Origin of the sequence: Bacteroides sp. 3_1_23, from assembly GCF_000162555.1 — a bacterium.
Lineage (GTDB): Bacteria > Bacteroidota > Bacteroidia > Bacteroidales > Bacteroidaceae > Bacteroides > Bacteroides ovatus.
The window spans coordinates 1,039,283-1,055,882 of sequence record NZ_GG774949.1; the positions used below are offsets into that span (position 1 = coordinate 1,039,283).

Below are 16,600 nucleotides of genomic sequence, written 5' to 3' on the forward strand. Positions count from 1 at the left end.
TAAACTATATGAAGAACTCTTTCTTTAGGTATTTCTTTTTGGTAGCTGTGCTGCTGTCATACACCTCTGTCGAAGCACAACAAAAAGCGAAAGATCAGTCTGCGGAACAACAGTCTCATTTATTGAAACCGTTGGATATAGCAGCTTGTATGTCGTGGAAGCGCGTCGAATCACCAGATATTTCCCCGACAGGGCGATGGGTGACTTATCGCATTGCTCCGATGGAATATAATTCGGATGATAAGGAGTCGAAGATATTGCATCTGTTTGATTCGCGTACACGAAAAGAAATAGTATTGCCTGATGTCGAACAGATTCAATATTATGATGCAGACCGAGCTGTTTATTACGAACAGGCGGATACTGCCGGAAATATGAAGACTATATTGATGTCGTTACCTTCCGGAGTGAAGACGGAGTGGACGTATAAAGAATCTTTCCGTCCTGTGGAAGGGGTTCCTTATTCGGTGTCTGTGAGCAATGTACCGGAAGATACGGTCAACCATATTCCGTCTTTCGATCGTTTGGTGGTACGTCACCTTAAGACTGGAACTGCATTTCAGATTGATAGTATAGGCTATTATACGTTGTATAATCAGAATCGTTCGATTCTTTTTATTCGTAAACAAGCCAAAGGAAATGCTTTGTGTTATGGCCCGTTGGTAGGTCCCTACCGGACTATTTATCAAAGTTCTGTCAAGAAAGGATTTTCTTCTTTCAGTCTTGACAAAGAACGGATGACCGGAGAGTTTACTGTGAAGGATTCATTATGGTATAATTTCTCTTTGAAGAATAATACTTGCGACCTTGTATTCGACCGTAAGGAGATTGTCATTCCTGCGGGAATGGAACTTGTCCGGGCTAGTCTGTCAAGTAGCCAGAAGTTTTTGACAATGGAACTCAGACCTTATCAGGAGAAAGTAAATAAAGATAAGAAAGAAGAGGAAATAAAGCCGGATAAGAGTTTTGAACTGGAGTTGTGGACCTGGGATGAATATGAAGTACCTACTTTGCAGACTCGTAGCCGTTATTCCCATCCTCAATATTCGAAATATATCTATGACATTACTTCCCAAAAATTGACGGAAGTAGCTCCTGGACATGCTGATTTGTTGGAGCCGGACCGTGCGGAAGAGATTCATTATGTGCTTTATACGGACGAAACGCCTTATCGTTCGCAGAAAGACTGGCTTAATGAAATGCCGTTTGACATCTATTCTGTGAATGTACATACGGGAGAAAAGCAATTGGTAGGACGTAGCTACCGGACAAGACCGAGGTGGTCGGTGAACGGCAAATGGGCTGTGATGTATGATCCTGTTGCACAGGTATGGAATAAGTTTGACGGAAAAACGGGTGAGGTTACCGATATTTCAACAGCTATTGGGTATCCGATATTCGAGGAAACTTATGACAAACCAAATCCTGCACCTGCTTATGGTATTGCTGGTTGGACTGCTGATGGTAATAATGTGTTGATTTATGATGCTTATGACTGGTGGAAGATCGATTTGACCGGAGAACGTCAGCCGGAATGTATCACTAAGGGGTATGGTCGCAAAAATCAGAGATCTATCCGTAAAATGACCAGCAATATTGACAAAGAAGTATTCAATCCGGACGAGACGATTATAGTTAGTGTATGGGATGAAAACACAATGGATGAAGGTATTTATTCACTTGACATGAAAGGTCGCTTGAAGAAGCTCGCAGAAGGTCCTTACATCTATTCAATTCATCGTTTTTCTGACAATCAGAAGTATTGTATTTGGAATCGTCAGAATGTATCAGAATTCCGTGATCTGTGGTGGAGTAAATCGGATTTCTCTGATCCGATTCGTATAACGAACGCTAATCCTCAACAAAGCGAATACAAATGGGGTACTGCAAAGTTAGTGGAATGGACTAATTATGAGAATAAGCCTAACAAGGGAATACTTTACTTGCCGGAAGATTATGACGCTAAGAAAGAATATCCCGTTCTGGTACAGTTCTATGAAACACATTCCGGAGGACTGAACACTTATCACGCTCCTATGTTGAGTAGCGCAATGGCGGATGTGATGTACTTTGTAAGTAATGGGTACATTGTATTTATGCCGGATGTGCATTTCACCATAGGAACACCGGGACAGAGTAGTTATGATGCAGTAGTAAGCGGAACGAAATACTTGATAGAGCAGGGGATAGCGCATCCGGGAAAAATAGGTCTTCAGGGACATAGTTGGTCAGGTTTCCAAGCTAGTTATCTGGTGACGAAGACGGATATATTCGCTTGTGCTAATATCGGGGCTCCTATTACTGATATGGTAACCGGTTATTTGGGTATTCGTGGTGGAAGCGGTTTGCCGCGTTATTTCATGTATGAAGAATGGCAAAGCCGTATGGGAAAGAGTTTATGGGAAGCCAAAGATAAGTATTTGGCAAGCTCTGCTATCGTAGAAGCGGATAAGATACATACTCCATTATTAATTTGGCATAATGATAAGGATGAGGCTGTTGCCTACGAACAAGGTCGTGCACTTTATTTAGCTATGCGTCGTTTACAACGTCCGGCATGGCATCTTAATTACAAAGGTGAAGGGCATTTTCTTGGTAATCAGGCTGCACAGAAAGACTGGACTATCCGGATGAAACAGTTCTTTGATTATTACCTGAAAGGAACAAAAGAGCCGCGTTGGATGAAAGAGGGTATTCATTTGCGAGAACGTGGAATTGATCAGAAATATGATTTACTAGAAAAATAAATTAAAATGAAGAAACTATTAATGACAGTTATGGCTCTGTCTTGCTTTGCATTCAGCAGCTACGGACAGAAAAAAGTGGAGAAACAAATTATTGGTAAATGGTGCAACCCTTATACCTATGAATCAACAGGCGAACTCAAGGGGTTTGAGTTTAAAAAAGGTGGAAAATGCTCTGCCATCAACGTACCGTCTTTAGATCTTAGAACATGGAAGATAGATGAGGACGGCTATTTGATTATAGAAGGATTCAGCAAAGAAGACGATGGAAAAATAGAAGTGTATAAGACGCGTGAACGTATTGGTTACGTAACATCTGATTCATTGGAATTGGTTGTTCAGGAAGCACAGCCGCGATTGGCTTTTCTGTATCTGAATACGAAATCAATCAAGAAGCTGGTTACTCCGGAAGTAACTCCCGACAAAAAGTAATAAATCTCTCTCTTAATAATTTAGTGTTAATATTAGCATGTTGTTGCTAATGAAACGCCCCGTTGTAGTGATTACAATGGGGCGTCTTCGTTTTACAGAATTTATACAGTATGTTGCAGTATAGTCTGTTTTAGTAAACCGTTTATTTATTGAAATCGTTTGCAGTTGAGGCTTGCTTACGCTTGTCGCATGGTCAATGCTTGATTCTCCGCAGCTTCCATAACTTCCCGTTCTCCGGGACCTTTATCGTTGATGCCGCACAAGTGAAGAATCCCGTGGATAATCACACGATGTAGTTCATCTTCGTATGAAGCACCAAATTGTTCCGCATTGGTGCGTATCGTGTCCAGGCTAATGAATAAGTCACCTGATAGACGATCGCCTTCACAATAATCGAAAGTAATAATGTCCGTGTAGTAGTCATGTTGCAGATATTGACGGTTTACCTCCAGAATCTTTTCGTCCGAGCAGAAGATATAAGCGATTTCACCGAGTCTTTTCCCGTAAGAAGAAGCTACGGTCTTTATCCATTCCGTAGTCTCACGTTTCTTGATATCAGGCATTTTTACGCCTTCTGTTTGATAAGTTACAGCCATAATTGAATGTTATGATTTAAAAGAAAAATAAATAACTGATTAAGATGGCGGCTATGATGCCCGAGAAGTCTGCTATCAGACCGCAAGTCACCGCATTACGAGTCTTGGTGATCCCCACACTGCCGAAATAAACGGCCAGAATGTAGAATGTGGTATCTGAAGCTCCGCGAACTACACAACTCATACGCCCAACAAAAGAATCTGGTCCCAGTTCTTTCATCGTATCGATCATCAATCCGTTTGCACCGCTACCGCTAAGCGATTTCATCAATGCGGTAGGCAGTGCACCTACAAAGCTCGTGTCAACTCCGCATAAGCCTACTATATAGCCGATGCCTCCTACCAGAAAATCCATTGCTCCCGAAGTGCGGAATACTGCAATTCCTACAAGGAAAGCAACCAGATAAGGAATGATGCGCACAGCCGTCGTAAATCCCTCTTTAGCTCCCTCCACAAACGAATCGTATACATTGATTTTCTTTCTGACTCCCGTCAAAATAAACAGAATGATGACACTGAACAGTAGAATATTCGCTATCAGCGTAGAATAAGTACCCATATCTTCCCGCGAGACACTTAGAAACAGATAAATCAAGCCGGAAAAGAAAAGGCAGATAACGCCCATTAAAAGGAGAATAGGCTTATTGATTAAGTTTATCTTTTGAGCGATGCTAACTGCTATGACTCCTACTAAAGTGGAAATGAAAGTACTTAGCAGGATAGGGATAAATACATCTGTAGGCTGTGCAGCCCCCATTTGTGCACGATATACCATGATGCTGATCGGAATAATGATGAGGCCGGAGGTATTAATCACCAAGAACATAATCATCGGATTGGAAGCAGTGTCCTTTTTCGGATTCAGATCCTGTAGCTCTTTCATAGCTTTCAACCCCAGCGGGGTGGCGGCATTGTCGAGACCGAGCATATTGGCGGACATATTCATGAAGATGGAGCCTAACACCGGATGCCCTTTAGGAATGTCTGGAAACAGACGGCAAAGCACCGGACTAAGAAAGCGGGCCAGTGCATTAATCAATCCGCTGTTCTCGCCAATTTTCATGATACCTAACCAAAGGGCCAGTACACCCGTAAGTCCCAGCGATATCTCGAAAGCTGTCTTTGAAGAGTCGAATGTAGCGTTCATGATAGCCGTAAATATCTCCGTATCTCCCAAAACAATCACTTTTATAAGAGCGATGATAAAGGCTATGACGAAGAATCCTATCCAAATGTAATTTAGAACCATAGTTGATAACGTGTATATAGATAGTGCAAAAGTAGTTATTACGTTTCAAATAAACTAAATCTTCGTCTTTCTTATACTGAAAATGAATGTAAATCTCTATCTTTGTCTCCTACTTTCAAGAAATAAATGGAACAGGAAGATTTTAACATACGCGAACATCAGCTTACTTCAAAAGAACGGGATTTCGAGAATGCACTCCGTCCGTTAAGCTTTGAAGACTTTAGCGGGCAGGACAAGGTGGTGGAAAACCTTCGCATTTTTGTGAAGGCGGCACGTCTGCGTGGCGAAGCACTCGACCATGTACTGTTGCACGGCCCTCCCGGATTAGGAAAAACAACTCTTTCGAATATTATCGCTAACGAATTAGGAGTTGGCTTTAAAGTAACTTCCGGTCCGGTACTTGATAAACCGGGTGACCTGGCAGGTGTATTGACCAGCCTCGAACCGAACGACGTGCTTTTTATTGATGAAATTCATCGGCTGTCGCCTGTGGTGGAGGAATATCTTTATTCGGCGATGGAAGATTACCGCATCGATATTATGATCGATAAGGGACCTTCGGCACGCAGCATCCAGATAGATTTGAATCCTTTCACGCTGGTTGGTGCAACCACACGTAGCGGTCTGCTGACGGCCCCGCTTCGTGCACGTTTCGGTATTAATCTTCATTTGGAGTACTATGATGATGATATTTTGAGCAATATCATTCGTCGTTCTGCGTCCATACTGGATGTGCCTTGTTCGGTACGTGCAGCATCGGAGATCGCTTCCCGTAGCCGCGGAACGCCCCGTATTGCCAATGCCTTGCTCCGTCGGGTACGTGATTTTGCGCAGGTGAAAGGCTCCGGTTCTATCGATACGGAGATCGCCCAGTTTGCATTGGAAGCACTGAATATTGATAAGTACGGCCTGGATGAGATAGACAACAAGATACTTTGCACCATTATAGACAAATTTAAAGGTGGTCCGGTAGGTATCACTACCATTGCCACGGCTTTGGGAGAAGATGCGGGAACCATTGAGGAAGTTTACGAACCTTTCCTGATAAAAGAAGGATTTATGAAGCGTACTCCCCGTGGACGTGAGGTGACCGAACTTGCCTATAAACATTTGGGAAGAAGTCTTTATAACAGTCAAAAAACGCTGTTTAATGACTAACATAAAGCGTCATGTGACAAGTGGTATTAACGGTATAAAAGAACTTTATAAAGCATAGTTGGATGATGAAGCAATGGACTACTTTACTTGTTTTTCTCTTTTTGAGCTTGTCTTTATCGGCTCAACAGGAATATGGGAGGGATATTTTTGTCTCTTCTAAAGGAGACTCTTTACCTTATCGGATGATTCATCCCGAATCGGTGAAGCCAGGTGAAAAGTATCCGCTCGTACTGTTTCTGCATGGAGCCGGCGAACGGGGAAATGATAATGAGAAACAGTTGACTCATGGTGGACAGATGTTTCTTAATCCGGTCAATCAAGAGAAGTATCCCGCTTTCGTTCTAATTCCACAGTGTCCGACAGACGGTTACTGGGCTTATACAGGACGTCCGAAGTCGCTTATCCCTACAGAAATGCCAGTGGGACAAGAGATCAGTCCTATATTGCAAACGCTTAAACAGTTGCTCGACTCTTATCTGGTAATGCCCGAAGTGGACACACAACGGGTTTATATTATCGGTCTTTCAATGGGAGCGATGGGAACGTATGATTTAGTCGTGCGTTATCCGGAGATTTTTGCAGCTGCAGTTCCTATTTGCGGTACAGTCAATCCAAGTCGGCTATCGGTTGCCAAGGATGTGAAATTTCGTATCTTTCACGGAGATGCGGACGATGTAGTTCCGGTGAAAGGTTCTCGCGAAGCGTATAAAGCACTGAAAGCTGCCGGTGCAGATGTGGAATATATTGAATTCCCCGGTTGTAATCATGGGAGCTGGAATCCGGCTTTCAATTATCCCGGATTTATGGATTGGTTGTTCAAACAAAAGAAGAAACGTTGAACCAATCTGAATGATAATTACTAATAAAACATGGCTGGACTAAAATCATTAGCTAAAGATACTGCAATTTATGGGTTGAGTAGTATTGTCGGACGGTTCCTTAACTACATGCTGGTGCCTTTGTACACAGCGGTATTGCCAGCTTCCACCGGAGGTTATGGAGTTGTTTCAAACGTATATGCGTTTACAGCCCTGATGCTTGTACTGCTTACGTTCGGTATGGAAACGGGATTCTTCCGTTTTGCCAACAAATCGGGAGAAGACCCGATGAAAGTATATGCCAACTCCTTGTTATCGGTAGGAGGGGTATCTTTGATTTTTGTTTTCCTTTGCTTGTTATTCCTGCAACCTATTTCCAATTTACTGGATTATGGCGATCATCCGGAGTTTATAGCGATGATGGCTGTTGTGGTAGCTTTAGACTCTTTCCAATGCATTCCTTTTGCCTATTTACGGTATAAAAAGCGGCCTATTAAGTTTGCTGCTATTAAACTGCTCTCTATCGTTGGTGGCATCGGTTTGAATTTATTTTTCCTATTGGTGTGCCCGTGGCTGAATGTACATTGTCCGTCAACGATCTCCTGGTTTTATGATCCGGATTATTTAGTGGGATATATCTTTATTAGCAACCTGATTATTTCGGTTGTCCAGATGCTCTTCTTTATTCCGGAACTGACAGGTTTTGCTTATAAGTTGGACAAGGTATTGCTGAAACGAATGGTCGTATATTCTTTTCCGGTATTAATCTTAGGTTTGGTAGGTATTCTAAACCAGACTGTGGATAAGATGATCTATCCGTTTCTTTTTGAAGACCGGCAGGAAGGGTTGGTGCAATTGGGTATCTATGCAGCAACCAGTAAGATTGCGATGGTGATGGCAATGTTTACGCAAGCTTTCCGTTATGCTTACGAACCGTTTGTCTTTGGCAAAGACCGAGAAGGAGACAACCGGAAGATGTATGCCGCTGCGATGAAGTATTTTCTTATATTTTCCTTGCTGGCTTTCCTTGCTGTCATGTTCTACCTCGACTTGCTGCGTTATCTGGTGGCAAGGGGTTACTGGGAAGGCCTGGGGGTAGTAGCTATTGTAATGCTTGCAGAGATCTGTAAAGGGATCTATTTCAACCTTTCCTTTTGGTATAAACTGACGGATAAGACCTATTGGGGAGCCTACTTCTCGGTGATTGGTTGTGTTATTATTGTCGTATTGAACATCCTGTTTGTGCCGGTTTACGGTTATCTTGCTTCGGCATGGGCTTCTGTTGCAGGCTATGCAGTCATCTTGCTGCTATCCTACTGGATAGGACAGAAAGAATACCCGATTCATTATGACTTGAAGAGCCTGGGACTTTATGTTCTGCTGGCAGCGGTACTTTACGTTATTGGAGAGCAGGTTCCTATCCCTAATATAGTGCTCCGTCTCGCTTTCCGTACCGTACTCTTATTGCTATTTATAGCTTATATTATCAAGAAGGATTTACCATTGAGTCAGATTCCTGTTATTAATCGATTTATAAAGAAGAAATAACTATGAAGACAGATGAACGTAATAAGTTTGCTATCAAGTCCTTTCTGGGAGAATATCTGGACTTGAGGAAAGATAAGGATAACGAACTGGCCACAGTGGATTCTATCCGTAAGGGGGTAGAGTTCAAAGGTGCCAATTTATGGATTCTGATCTTTGCCATATTCATGGCATCACTCGGATTGAATGTGAACTCCACTGCCGTTATTATCGGTGCCATGTTGATTTCTCCATTGATGGGACCTATTATGGGAGTAGGACTGTCTGTCGGACTGAATGACTTTGAATTAATGAAACGCTCTTTGAAGAGCTTTCTCATAACGACTGCTTTCAGTGTGACTACGGCAACAATCTTTTTCCTTCTTGCCCCTATTGCCGGTTCACAGTCAGAGTTGCTGGCACGTACATCGCCCACTATTTATGATGTATTCATCGCGCTTTTTGGTGGTTTGGCAGGTGTCGTGGCTCTCTCTACCAAGGAAAAAGGAAATGTGATTCCGGGTGTTGCCATTGCTACTGCATTGATGCCGCCGCTTTGTACGGCAGGTTACGGACTGGCTTCCGGTAATCTCATTTATTTCCTGGGTGCTTTTTATCTTTACTTTATCAACTCTGTTTTTATCAGCCTGGCTACTTTCCTCGGTGTTCGTGTGATGCATTTCCAACGGAAAGAGTTTGTGGATAAAACCCGTGAGAAGACCGTACGTAAATACATCGTTCTGATTGTAGTGCTTACCATGTGCCCTGCAGTTTATCTGACATTTGGAATTATAAAGAGCACTTTCTATGAAGCAGCAGCCAATCGTTTTATAAACGATCAGTTGAGCTTTGAGAATACGCAGGTACTTGATAAGAAAATTAGCTATGACCATAAAGAAGTACGGGTTGTTTTGATTGGTCCTGAAGTGCCTGACGCTTCGATATCTATTGCTCGTAGCAAGTTGAAAGAGTATAAGCTGGAAGATACGAAACTGATTGTATTACAGGGGATGAACAATGAGGCGGTAGATGTATCTTCTATCCGTGCCATGGTCATGGAAGACTTCTATAAAAACAGTGAGCAACGGCTTCAACAACAGGCGGTGAAAATTTCCCAACTGGAGACAACACTGGAGCAATACAGAACGTACGATGCTATGAGCCGTACATTAGTACCCGAATTGAAGGTACTTTATCCTTCCATCACAACTCTTTCCATCGCTCACTCGCTCGAAGTGCGGGTCGATTCGATGAAGACGGATACGGTAACATTGGCTGTCCTTAAATTCGCCAGACATCCGTCTGTTGCTGAAAAAGAGAAAATCAGCGAATGGCTGAAAGCCCGCGTAGGAACGAAGAAGTTGAGGCTGATTACAGAATAATGAATCTAAAAATAATAATATGAAGTTCAGACTAACCGTCTTGATAGTCTTTTCTCTCTGTCTGTCGAATGTATTTGCCGATGAGGGAATGTGGTTGTTGGGAAATCTCCGAAAGAATAAACAGACTGACCGGGTAATGAAAGAACTTGGTTTGCAGATGCCTGTGAATAAAATATATGATCCGAAGAAACCATGTCTGGCAGATGCTGTTGTCAGTTTTGGAGGCTTCTGTTCAGGAGTGGTGGTTTCTGAAGACGGTCTGGTGTTTACTAATCATCATTGTGGCTTTAGCAGTATTCAGCAACATTCTTCAGTGGAACATGATTATCTGAAAGATGGCTTCTTTGCACGTAGTCTTGAGGAAGAACTGCCGAATCCGGAGTTGTATGTTCGTTTCCTGCTTCGTACGGAAGATGTTACTAAACGTGTATTGTCTGCCGCCCGGCATGCTAAAACGGAAACAGAACGTCGTGTGGCTGTTGATTCGATTATGAATGTAATCAGTATGGAAGTCTCCGAAAAGGATTCTACATTGACTGGTATTGTAGATGCTTATTATGCAGGGAATGAATTCTGGCTTTCTGTTTATCGTGATTATAATGATGTCCGCCTGGTTTTTGCACCTCCTTCTTCTGTCGGGAAGTTCGGATGGGATACGGATAATTGGATGTGGCCGCGTCATACGGGCGATTTCAGCGTATTTCGTATCTATGCTAATGCCAAGAATGGTCCGGCGGATTATTCTCCTGAAAACGTCCCTTATCATCCCGAATATGTAGCACCCATTTCTTTGGATGGATACAAAGAAGGTTCTTTCTGCATGACGCTTGGCTATCCGGGCAGTACGGAACGTTACCTTTCCTCGTATGGTATCGAAGAGATGATGAATGGAATCAATCAGGCAATGATTGATGTACGGGGAGTGAAACAAACCATCTGGAAACGGGAGATGGACCGTCGTCCGGATATTCGCATTAAGTATGCTTCAAAATACGATGAAAGCTCCAATTATTGGAAGAATAGCATCGGAACGAATAAAGCCATCAAGCATTTGAAAGTGTTGGAAAAGAAGCGGGTGGCTGAAGCAGAGCTTCGTAACTGGATTCAGTCTCATCCGGAAGAGAGAGAGAAACTGATTCGTTTATTTTCTTCTTTAGAGTTGAGTTATAGTAATCGCCGTGAAACCAATCGTGCGTTGGCTTATTTCGGTGAATCGTTTATAAATGGTCCCGAGTTAGTGCAGCTCGCTCTTGAAATTCTCAATTTCGACTTTGAGGCGGAAGAGAAGTTGGTGATAACCCGCATGAAAAAGTTACTGGAGAAGTATGATAATCTCGATCTTTCCATTGATAAGGAGGTTTTTGCTGCCATGCTCAAAGAGTATCAGTCGAAAGTGGATAAAAAGTTTCTGCCTGCTATGTATGAGAAGATAGATACGCTCTACAACGGGAATATTCAGACCTATGTAGACTCTTTGTATGCAACTTCCAATATAACGTCTCCTAAAGGCTTAAAACGCTTTCTGGAGCGAGATACTACTTATAATCTCATAGAGGATCCGGCTGTTTCCTTAAGTCTGGATTTGATTGTGAAGTATTATGAGATGAATCAAAGCATTTCCGAGGCTTCCGAGCAGATAGAGGAGGGGGAGCGTTTGTTCAATGCAGCCATGCGCCGGATGTATGCTGATCGTAATTTTTATCCGGATGCCAACTCTACCATGCGGCTTAGTTTCGGAACGGTTGGAGGATATACTCCTTTTGATGGAGCCACTTATGATTACTACACAACCGTGAAAGGCATTTTTGAGAAAGTGAAGGAACATGCGGGTGATATTGACTTTGCCGTTCAGCCGGAGTTGTTGAGTTTGCTTTCTTCCGGTGATTTCGGAAGATATGCCAATGCGCAGGGAGATATGAATGTTTGTTTTATCTCCAACAATGACATTACAGGCGGTAATTCCGGCAGTGCCATGTTTAATGCCAAAGGAGAATTACTAGGCTTGGCTTTTGATGGCAACTGGGAAGCAATGAGCAGTGATATCGTATTCGAACCAGATTTGCAGCGTTGCATCGGGGTAGATGTGCGGTATATGCTCTTTATCATAGAGAAATACGGTAAGGCAGCCCATCTTATTCAGGAATTAAAAATGGGTCGATGAAGTAAATATTCCGATGAAACCGCATTTTTTATCGTTTTAATATAATAACGATTACGGCAGCGATAATCAGTGCAATACCTACACCAATGCTTGTGGTGAAGGCTTCCCCGAAAAGAAAGATACCTACGCATACAGCAGTTACCGGCTCCATAGCTCCCAACACAGAGGTGAGTGTGGAGCCGATGCTTTTTACGGCTCTTACTAGAGCAAGATTAGAAACTACGGTAGGGATTAAAGCTAATAGAATCAAGTTGCCGGCAGTATGCCATTCGCTGATGGGTTGAAGCTGGCTGATGGTTTCCGTTCCGATAAAAAGGAGAATACCTCCGAAAAGGAATACGTAGAAAGTAAGCAGTAGCCCCTTCATCTGTCCAATTTTTAGTTGGCTCATTGTGACGAGATAAAGCGCATATCCGAGTGCCGACAGAAGAACAATGAAAAGTCCCAGGAAAGAAAAGCTCCCCGTTTTTGTATCTCCGCCGGATAAGAAATAAACCCCTGCCACTGCGGATGCAATGGCAGCGATCCGCCAGCCGGACTTCTTTTCTTTAAAGAAGAGCATCATGATTAACGTGGTAAGCACCGGATACATGAAATGAATAGTGGTGGCAACTCCGCTAGCCATAAACTTATATCCCCAGAACAGGAATACGGCAGACATTAAATAAAGAAGCGCAAGAAGAAACAGGGAAGGAATGTCCCGCCTTTTGATGCGAAATGATTGACCATTCACCAATAAGATTCCGCCTAACGCCAGACAGGCAAACAGGAAACGATAGAAAAGTATCGATTCAAATTGCATCCCTGCTTGCATGGCAGGAATGGTAAATAGAGGGATAAGTCCAAAAGAAGCCGATGAAAGCAGCCCATATAGTAAACCATTAACTTTATTCATAGTCAAGTATATATTCGGGCCGCAAAGATATAGCTTTTTTGAGGCAAGTAGATAAAGCGTCCATACAATATTTTTCGTAAATTAGCACGCGATGTAAATATGGCATCCGATTGAAAGAAAATACAAACTAATTTTTGGATAAAATGAAACGATTGACACTATTACCGGGATTACTATTTTTAATGCTGCAAGCAGCATTTTCACAAGAGTCAGGCAGCTGTAAACCAGTGAATCTGGTTTGTGATTATTTGGTGAATCCCTTGGGAATAGATAATCCTGCTCCCCGGTTATCATGGATGCTGAATGATGCTCGAAAAGGAGCACGGCAAACAGCCTGTCAAGTCATCGTAGACAAAGACTCTCTTGAGTTGATTGCAGGGAAAGGGACTATCTGGGATTCGGGCAAAAAGGACTCCGAACAGATTCTGATTACCTATTCCGGACAGGAACTTCGTCCTTTTACCAAGTATTATTGGAGAGTGAATGTATGGGATAAGGATGGAGTGAAATCTTCTTCGGATATTAATAGTTTCGAAACGGGCATGATGGGGATGGAACACTGGCAAGGGGCTTGGATTAGCGATAACAAAGATATTAATTACCGTCCTGCTCCCTATTTCCGGAAAGTGTTTGATGCACGAAAGAAGATACGGTCGGCAAGGGCATATATTGCCGTAGCAGGTTTGTATGAACTGTATATCAATGGTGAGAAGATTGGAAACCACCGGCTGGACCCGTTATATACCCGGTTTGACAGGCGTAATTTCTACGTCACTTATGATATTACTTCCCAAATACAGAAAGGGAAAAATGCGATTGGCGTGTTGCTGGGCAATGGATGGTATAATCATCAGTCAATGGCCGTGTGGGACTTTCATCGTGCACCTTGGCGTAATCGTCCTGCTTTCTGTATGGATGTGCGGATTACTTATGAGGATGGTTCCGTTGAAGTCGTTTCTACGGAGCGGGACTGGAAAACTTCATCCGGCGCATTGATCTTTAATAGCATTTATACAGCTGAGCATTACGACGCCCGTTTGGAACAGAAAGGCTGGAATACCGTGAACTTTGACGATTCTAAATGGAATGGAGTAGGATATAGGGCTGTTCCTTCACAGAATGTGGTGTCACAACAAGTGCAGCCGATTCGTGCAGTAGAAACAATCCCCGTAAAAACCTGGAAGAAACTTAATGATACAACGTATGTATTCGATTTTGCCCGCAATATGGCAGGAGTCACCCGCATTAAAGTGTCCGGGGAAGAGGGAACTGTAGTGAGACTGAAACATGGTGAGCGGTTGTATGACAACGGACGAGTGAATACGTCAAATATTGATGTGTATCACCGCCCGGTAGACAACTTCGATCCTTTTCAAACGGACATCCTCGTTTTGAGTGGAAAGGGAGAGGATGAATTTATGGCACGATTCAATTATAAAGGTTTCAGATACGTGGAAGTAACAAGCACTAACCCCCTTGTATTGAATGAGAATAGTCTGACTGCCTACTTTGTGCATAGTGATGTTCCGCAGAAAGGGACGATTCATACTTCGAACGCACTTATCAACCGTCTTTGGTGGGCAACAAATAATGCCTATTTGTCCAACTTGATGGGGTATCCTACCGACTGCCCCCAGCGTGAAAAGAACGGATGGACAGGCGACGGTCATTTTGCTATTGAAACGGCATTATACAATTATGACGGTATCACTGTTTATGAGAAATGGCTTGCCGACCATAGAGACGAGCAACAGCCCAATGGTGTACTTCCCGATATAATTCCTACAGGAGGCTGGGGATATGGCACGGATAATGGACTGGATTGGACAAGCACTATTGCTATTATTCCATGGAACATTTATATGTTTTATGGCGATCATAAACTGTTGGCAGATTGTTATGAAAATATAAGGCGGTATGTAGACTATGTGGATCGCACCAGTCCGACCGGATTGACCTCATGGGGAAGAGGAGACTGGGTGCCTGTTAAATCACATTCTTCCAAGGAACTGACCTCTTCTGTCTATTTCTATGTGGACACCAAAATACTTGCCAATGCCGCAAAGATGTTTAATAAAACGGAAGACTATAAATATTATTCTGCTCTTGCCAATAAGATAAAGAACGCGATTAATGACAAGTTTCTGAATAGAGAAACGGGCATTTATGGTAGCGGCGTTCAGACGGAACAGAGCGTTCCTTTGCAATGGGGCATTGTTCCCGAAGAGTTGAAGAGAAAAGTAGCCCGGAATCTGGCAAAACAGGTGGAAGCAGCCGGCTTTCATTTGGATGTAGGTGTGTTGGGGGCAAAAGCTATATTGAATGCGTTAAGTGAGAACGGTGAAGCTGAAACGGCTTATAAATTAGCTGCACAAGACACTTATCCATCATGGGGCTGCTGGATTGCCAATGGTGCTACCACATTACTGGAGAACTGGGATTTGAACGCCACACGTGACATATCGGACAATCACATGATGTTTGGTGAAATTGGAGGATGGTTTTATAAAGGATTGGGTGGAATCTTCCCTGACCCCGAAAATCCCGGATTTAAACATATTCTCCTTCGGCCTAATTTCCCCAGTGGATTAAATGAGTTCGAAGCCAGATATCAATCACCTTATGGGGAAATCTGCTCTAAATGGGAACGTAAAAAGAACCGTATTGTCTATCATGTAACTGTTCTGGCAAATAGCACTGCTACCTTTTATGCACCCGACAATGTGAAAGGAGAGCGTGCAGTAAATTTGGAAGCAGGAAAACATATCTTGGAATTACCTATAAAGAGAGCTGTTTATTGAATGTCTTTCGATTGGCAATCCCGGTTGCTGTTTACCCAGATGTAAAAAACAGCTTCTACACCATTGAAACGGATGAATATATCTCTCCCCTTCCATGAATCGGGCAGAGTGAAATCCCTCCGATAGCTACCTACCGGATTGGGCATGGAAGCGAAAGTATAATCTGCCGGACGAGGCTGGATGACATTGGGCCACTGCACTCCTTTGCTATAATCGCAGAATGGATAGATCACGTTACAATAGAGAGGTTTGTCCCAATTTCGTGCTTTTGTATAGCTGCTTTATAACTAATAGATGGAGTGTTTTGAAATAAGAACTTGACAAACGACTTTTTATTTTGTATCTTTGTGATCAGAAAAGAAACTTATTGATTGGAAATTATGTGTATGAATAGTATAATATTAGAACAGAGTTGCCGACGATTTACCTCTCTTTAGGTAAGCGTCTCCGCGATTCTATATAGTGTATTAAAATAAAAAGGCTAATGATCCCTTTTTAGTCATTAGCCTTTTCCCATCTGTCAGGAAGCAGTTCCCTGTATTTTTCAATTGGTGTGTTCGGTTGCCATTCGGCTGTTCTGTTTATCACATCCGTGAGATACTCAAATAAATTCACTTTATGCATCCTACAAGTGAGTGCTATTGTATAGAGTATGGCGCCTCGTTCGGCCCCCTTATGGCTGCCGAAGAACAATGAGTTTTTCTTGATAAGGATATGTACCGGTTCATCCGTTCAACCATATTGTTGTCCAGATAAGTGTCACCATAATTAAAGATGTCCACCACTGCATTCCACTCATTGCGAAGATAGGTAATGGCTTCCTGCAGTTCGCTCTTAGGT

General features: G+C 42.8%; 12 protein-coding genes and 1 pseudogene. 8 read left to right on the plus strand and 5 right to left on the minus strand.

The genetic code is table 11. The features are described 5' to 3' along the window. Positions 1–8 precede the first annotated feature (8 nt). A complete protein-coding gene (locus HMPREF9010_RS20380) occupies positions 9–2,747 on the plus strand; it encodes a prolyl oligopeptidase family serine peptidase (protein WP_008647167.1) in 2,739 nt (912 codons plus the stop codon). A 6-nt stretch (positions 2,748–2,753) separates the two neighbouring features. Then, the gene (locus HMPREF9010_RS20375; RefSeq protein ID WP_008647168.1) at positions 2,754–3,176 is read left to right on the plus strand and encodes a lipocalin family protein; all 423 of its coding nucleotides are present in this window, start codon (positions 2,754–2,756) and stop codon (positions 3,174–3,176) included. Positions 3,177–3,352: 176 nt separating this feature from the next. Here the strand turns inward: HMPREF9010_RS20375 and ybeY are convergent, their stop codons facing one another. Beyond that, positions 3,353–3,772 carry an rRNA maturation RNase YbeY gene (gene ybeY, locus HMPREF9010_RS20370; RefSeq protein ID WP_008647169.1) on the minus strand — a complete coding sequence of 140 codons (420 nt, stop codon included), beginning with the start codon at positions 3,770–3,772 and terminating at the stop codon, positions 3,353–3,355. 16 nt (positions 3,773–3,788) lie between these two features. Then, on the minus strand, positions 3,789–5,021 hold the full coding sequence (locus HMPREF9010_RS20365; protein ID WP_008647170.1) for a nucleoside recognition domain-containing protein: 1,233 nt from the start codon (positions 5,019–5,021) through the stop codon (positions 3,789–3,791). A 126-nt stretch (positions 5,022–5,147) separates the two neighbouring features. On the opposite strand from HMPREF9010_RS20365, the gene ruvB reads away from it, so the two are divergent. From ruvB to HMPREF9010_RS20340, 5 genes are all read left to right on the plus strand, one after another. Then, complete coding sequence (gene ruvB, locus HMPREF9010_RS20360) at positions 5,148–6,179, plus strand: Holliday junction branch migration DNA helicase RuvB (RefSeq protein ID WP_004298040.1); 1,032 nt, start codon at positions 5,148–5,150, stop codon at positions 6,177–6,179. A 62-nt stretch (positions 6,180–6,241) separates the two neighbouring features. Beyond that, entirely contained in the window at positions 6,242–7,018 is a 777-nt protein-coding gene (locus HMPREF9010_RS20355; RefSeq protein ID WP_004298042.1) for a dienelactone hydrolase family protein, read from the plus strand. Positions 7,019–7,048: 30 nt separating this feature from the next. Further along, complete coding sequence (locus HMPREF9010_RS20350) at positions 7,049–8,545, plus strand: polysaccharide biosynthesis C-terminal domain-containing protein (protein ID WP_008647171.1); 1,497 nt, start codon at positions 7,049–7,051, stop codon at positions 8,543–8,545. A 2-nt stretch (positions 8,546–8,547) separates the two neighbouring features. Then, complete coding sequence (locus HMPREF9010_RS20345; RefSeq protein ID WP_004298044.1) at positions 8,548–9,903, plus strand: TIGR00341 family protein; 1,356 nt, start codon at positions 8,548–8,550, stop codon at positions 9,901–9,903. A gap of 19 nt (positions 9,904–9,922) precedes the next feature. Continuing rightward, complete coding sequence (locus HMPREF9010_RS20340; RefSeq protein ID WP_004311915.1) at positions 9,923–12,064, plus strand: S46 family peptidase; 2,142 nt, start codon at positions 9,923–9,925, stop codon at positions 12,062–12,064. Positions 12,065–12,092: 28 nt separating this feature from the next. Here HMPREF9010_RS20340 and HMPREF9010_RS20335 read toward each other — a convergent pair whose 3' ends face one another. Then, the gene (locus HMPREF9010_RS20335) at positions 12,093–12,959 is read right to left on the minus strand and encodes a DMT family transporter (protein ID WP_008647173.1); all 867 of its coding nucleotides are present in this window, start codon (positions 12,957–12,959) and stop codon (positions 12,093–12,095) included. A 143-nt stretch (positions 12,960–13,102) separates the two neighbouring features. Here HMPREF9010_RS20335 and HMPREF9010_RS20330 point away from each other — a divergent pair, with 143 nt between their 5' ends. Further along, the gene (locus HMPREF9010_RS20330) at positions 13,103–15,760 is read left to right on the plus strand and encodes an alpha-L-rhamnosidase (RefSeq protein ID WP_008647174.1); all 2,658 of its coding nucleotides are present in this window, start codon (positions 13,103–13,105) and stop codon (positions 15,758–15,760) included. Here HMPREF9010_RS20330 and HMPREF9010_RS20325 read toward each other — a convergent pair. Both HMPREF9010_RS20325 and HMPREF9010_RS26060 read right to left on the minus strand, forming a co-directional pair. Continuing rightward, positions 15,754–15,993 (minus strand): sugar-binding domain-containing protein, encoded by a 240-nt coding sequence (locus HMPREF9010_RS20325; RefSeq protein WP_085939278.1) that lies wholly within the window; start codon positions 15,991–15,993, stop codon positions 15,754–15,756. The genes HMPREF9010_RS20330 and HMPREF9010_RS20325 overlap by 7 nt on opposite strands. 262 nt (positions 15,994–16,255) lie before the next feature. Further along, a pseudogene (locus tag HMPREF9010_RS26060) lies at positions 16,256–16,600 on the minus strand (IS66 family transposase); the annotation flags it as partial.

Bases quoted from the DNA above. Each gene is read 5' to 3' on its own strand.
- HMPREF9010_RS20335 (WP_008647173.1), bottom strand. From the start codon at position 12,959: ATGAATAAAGTTAATGGTTTACTATATGGGCTGCTTTCATCGGCTTCT.
- HMPREF9010_RS20365 (WP_008647170.1), bottom strand. From the start codon at position 5,021: ATGGTTCTAAATTACATTTGGATAGGATTCTTCGTCATAGCCTTTATC.
- HMPREF9010_RS20330 (WP_008647174.1), top strand. From the start codon at position 13,103: ATGAAACGATTGACACTATTACCGGGATTACTATTTTTAATGCTGCAA.
- HMPREF9010_RS20355 (WP_004298042.1), top strand. From the start codon at position 6,242: ATGATGAAGCAATGGACTACTTTACTTGTTTTTCTCTTTTTGAGCTTG.
- HMPREF9010_RS20340 (WP_004311915.1), top strand. From the start codon at position 9,923: ATGAAGTTCAGACTAACCGTCTTGATAGTCTTTTCTCTCTGTCTGTCG.
- HMPREF9010_RS20380 (WP_008647167.1), top strand. From the start codon at position 9: ATGAAGAACTCTTTCTTTAGGTATTTCTTTTTGGTAGCTGTGCTGCTG.
- HMPREF9010_RS20375 (WP_008647168.1), top strand. From the start codon at position 2,754: ATGAAGAAACTATTAATGACAGTTATGGCTCTGTCTTGCTTTGCATTC.
- ybeY (WP_008647169.1), bottom strand. From the start codon at position 3,772: ATGGCTGTAACTTATCAAACAGAAGGCGTAAAAATGCCTGATATCAAG.
- HMPREF9010_RS20350 (WP_008647171.1), top strand. From the start codon at position 7,049: ATGGCTGGACTAAAATCATTAGCTAAAGATACTGCAATTTATGGGTTG.
- HMPREF9010_RS20345 (WP_004298044.1), top strand. From the start codon at position 8,548: ATGAAGACAGATGAACGTAATAAGTTTGCTATCAAGTCCTTTCTGGGA.
- ruvB (WP_004298040.1), top strand. From the start codon at position 5,148: ATGGAACAGGAAGATTTTAACATACGCGAACATCAGCTTACTTCAAAA.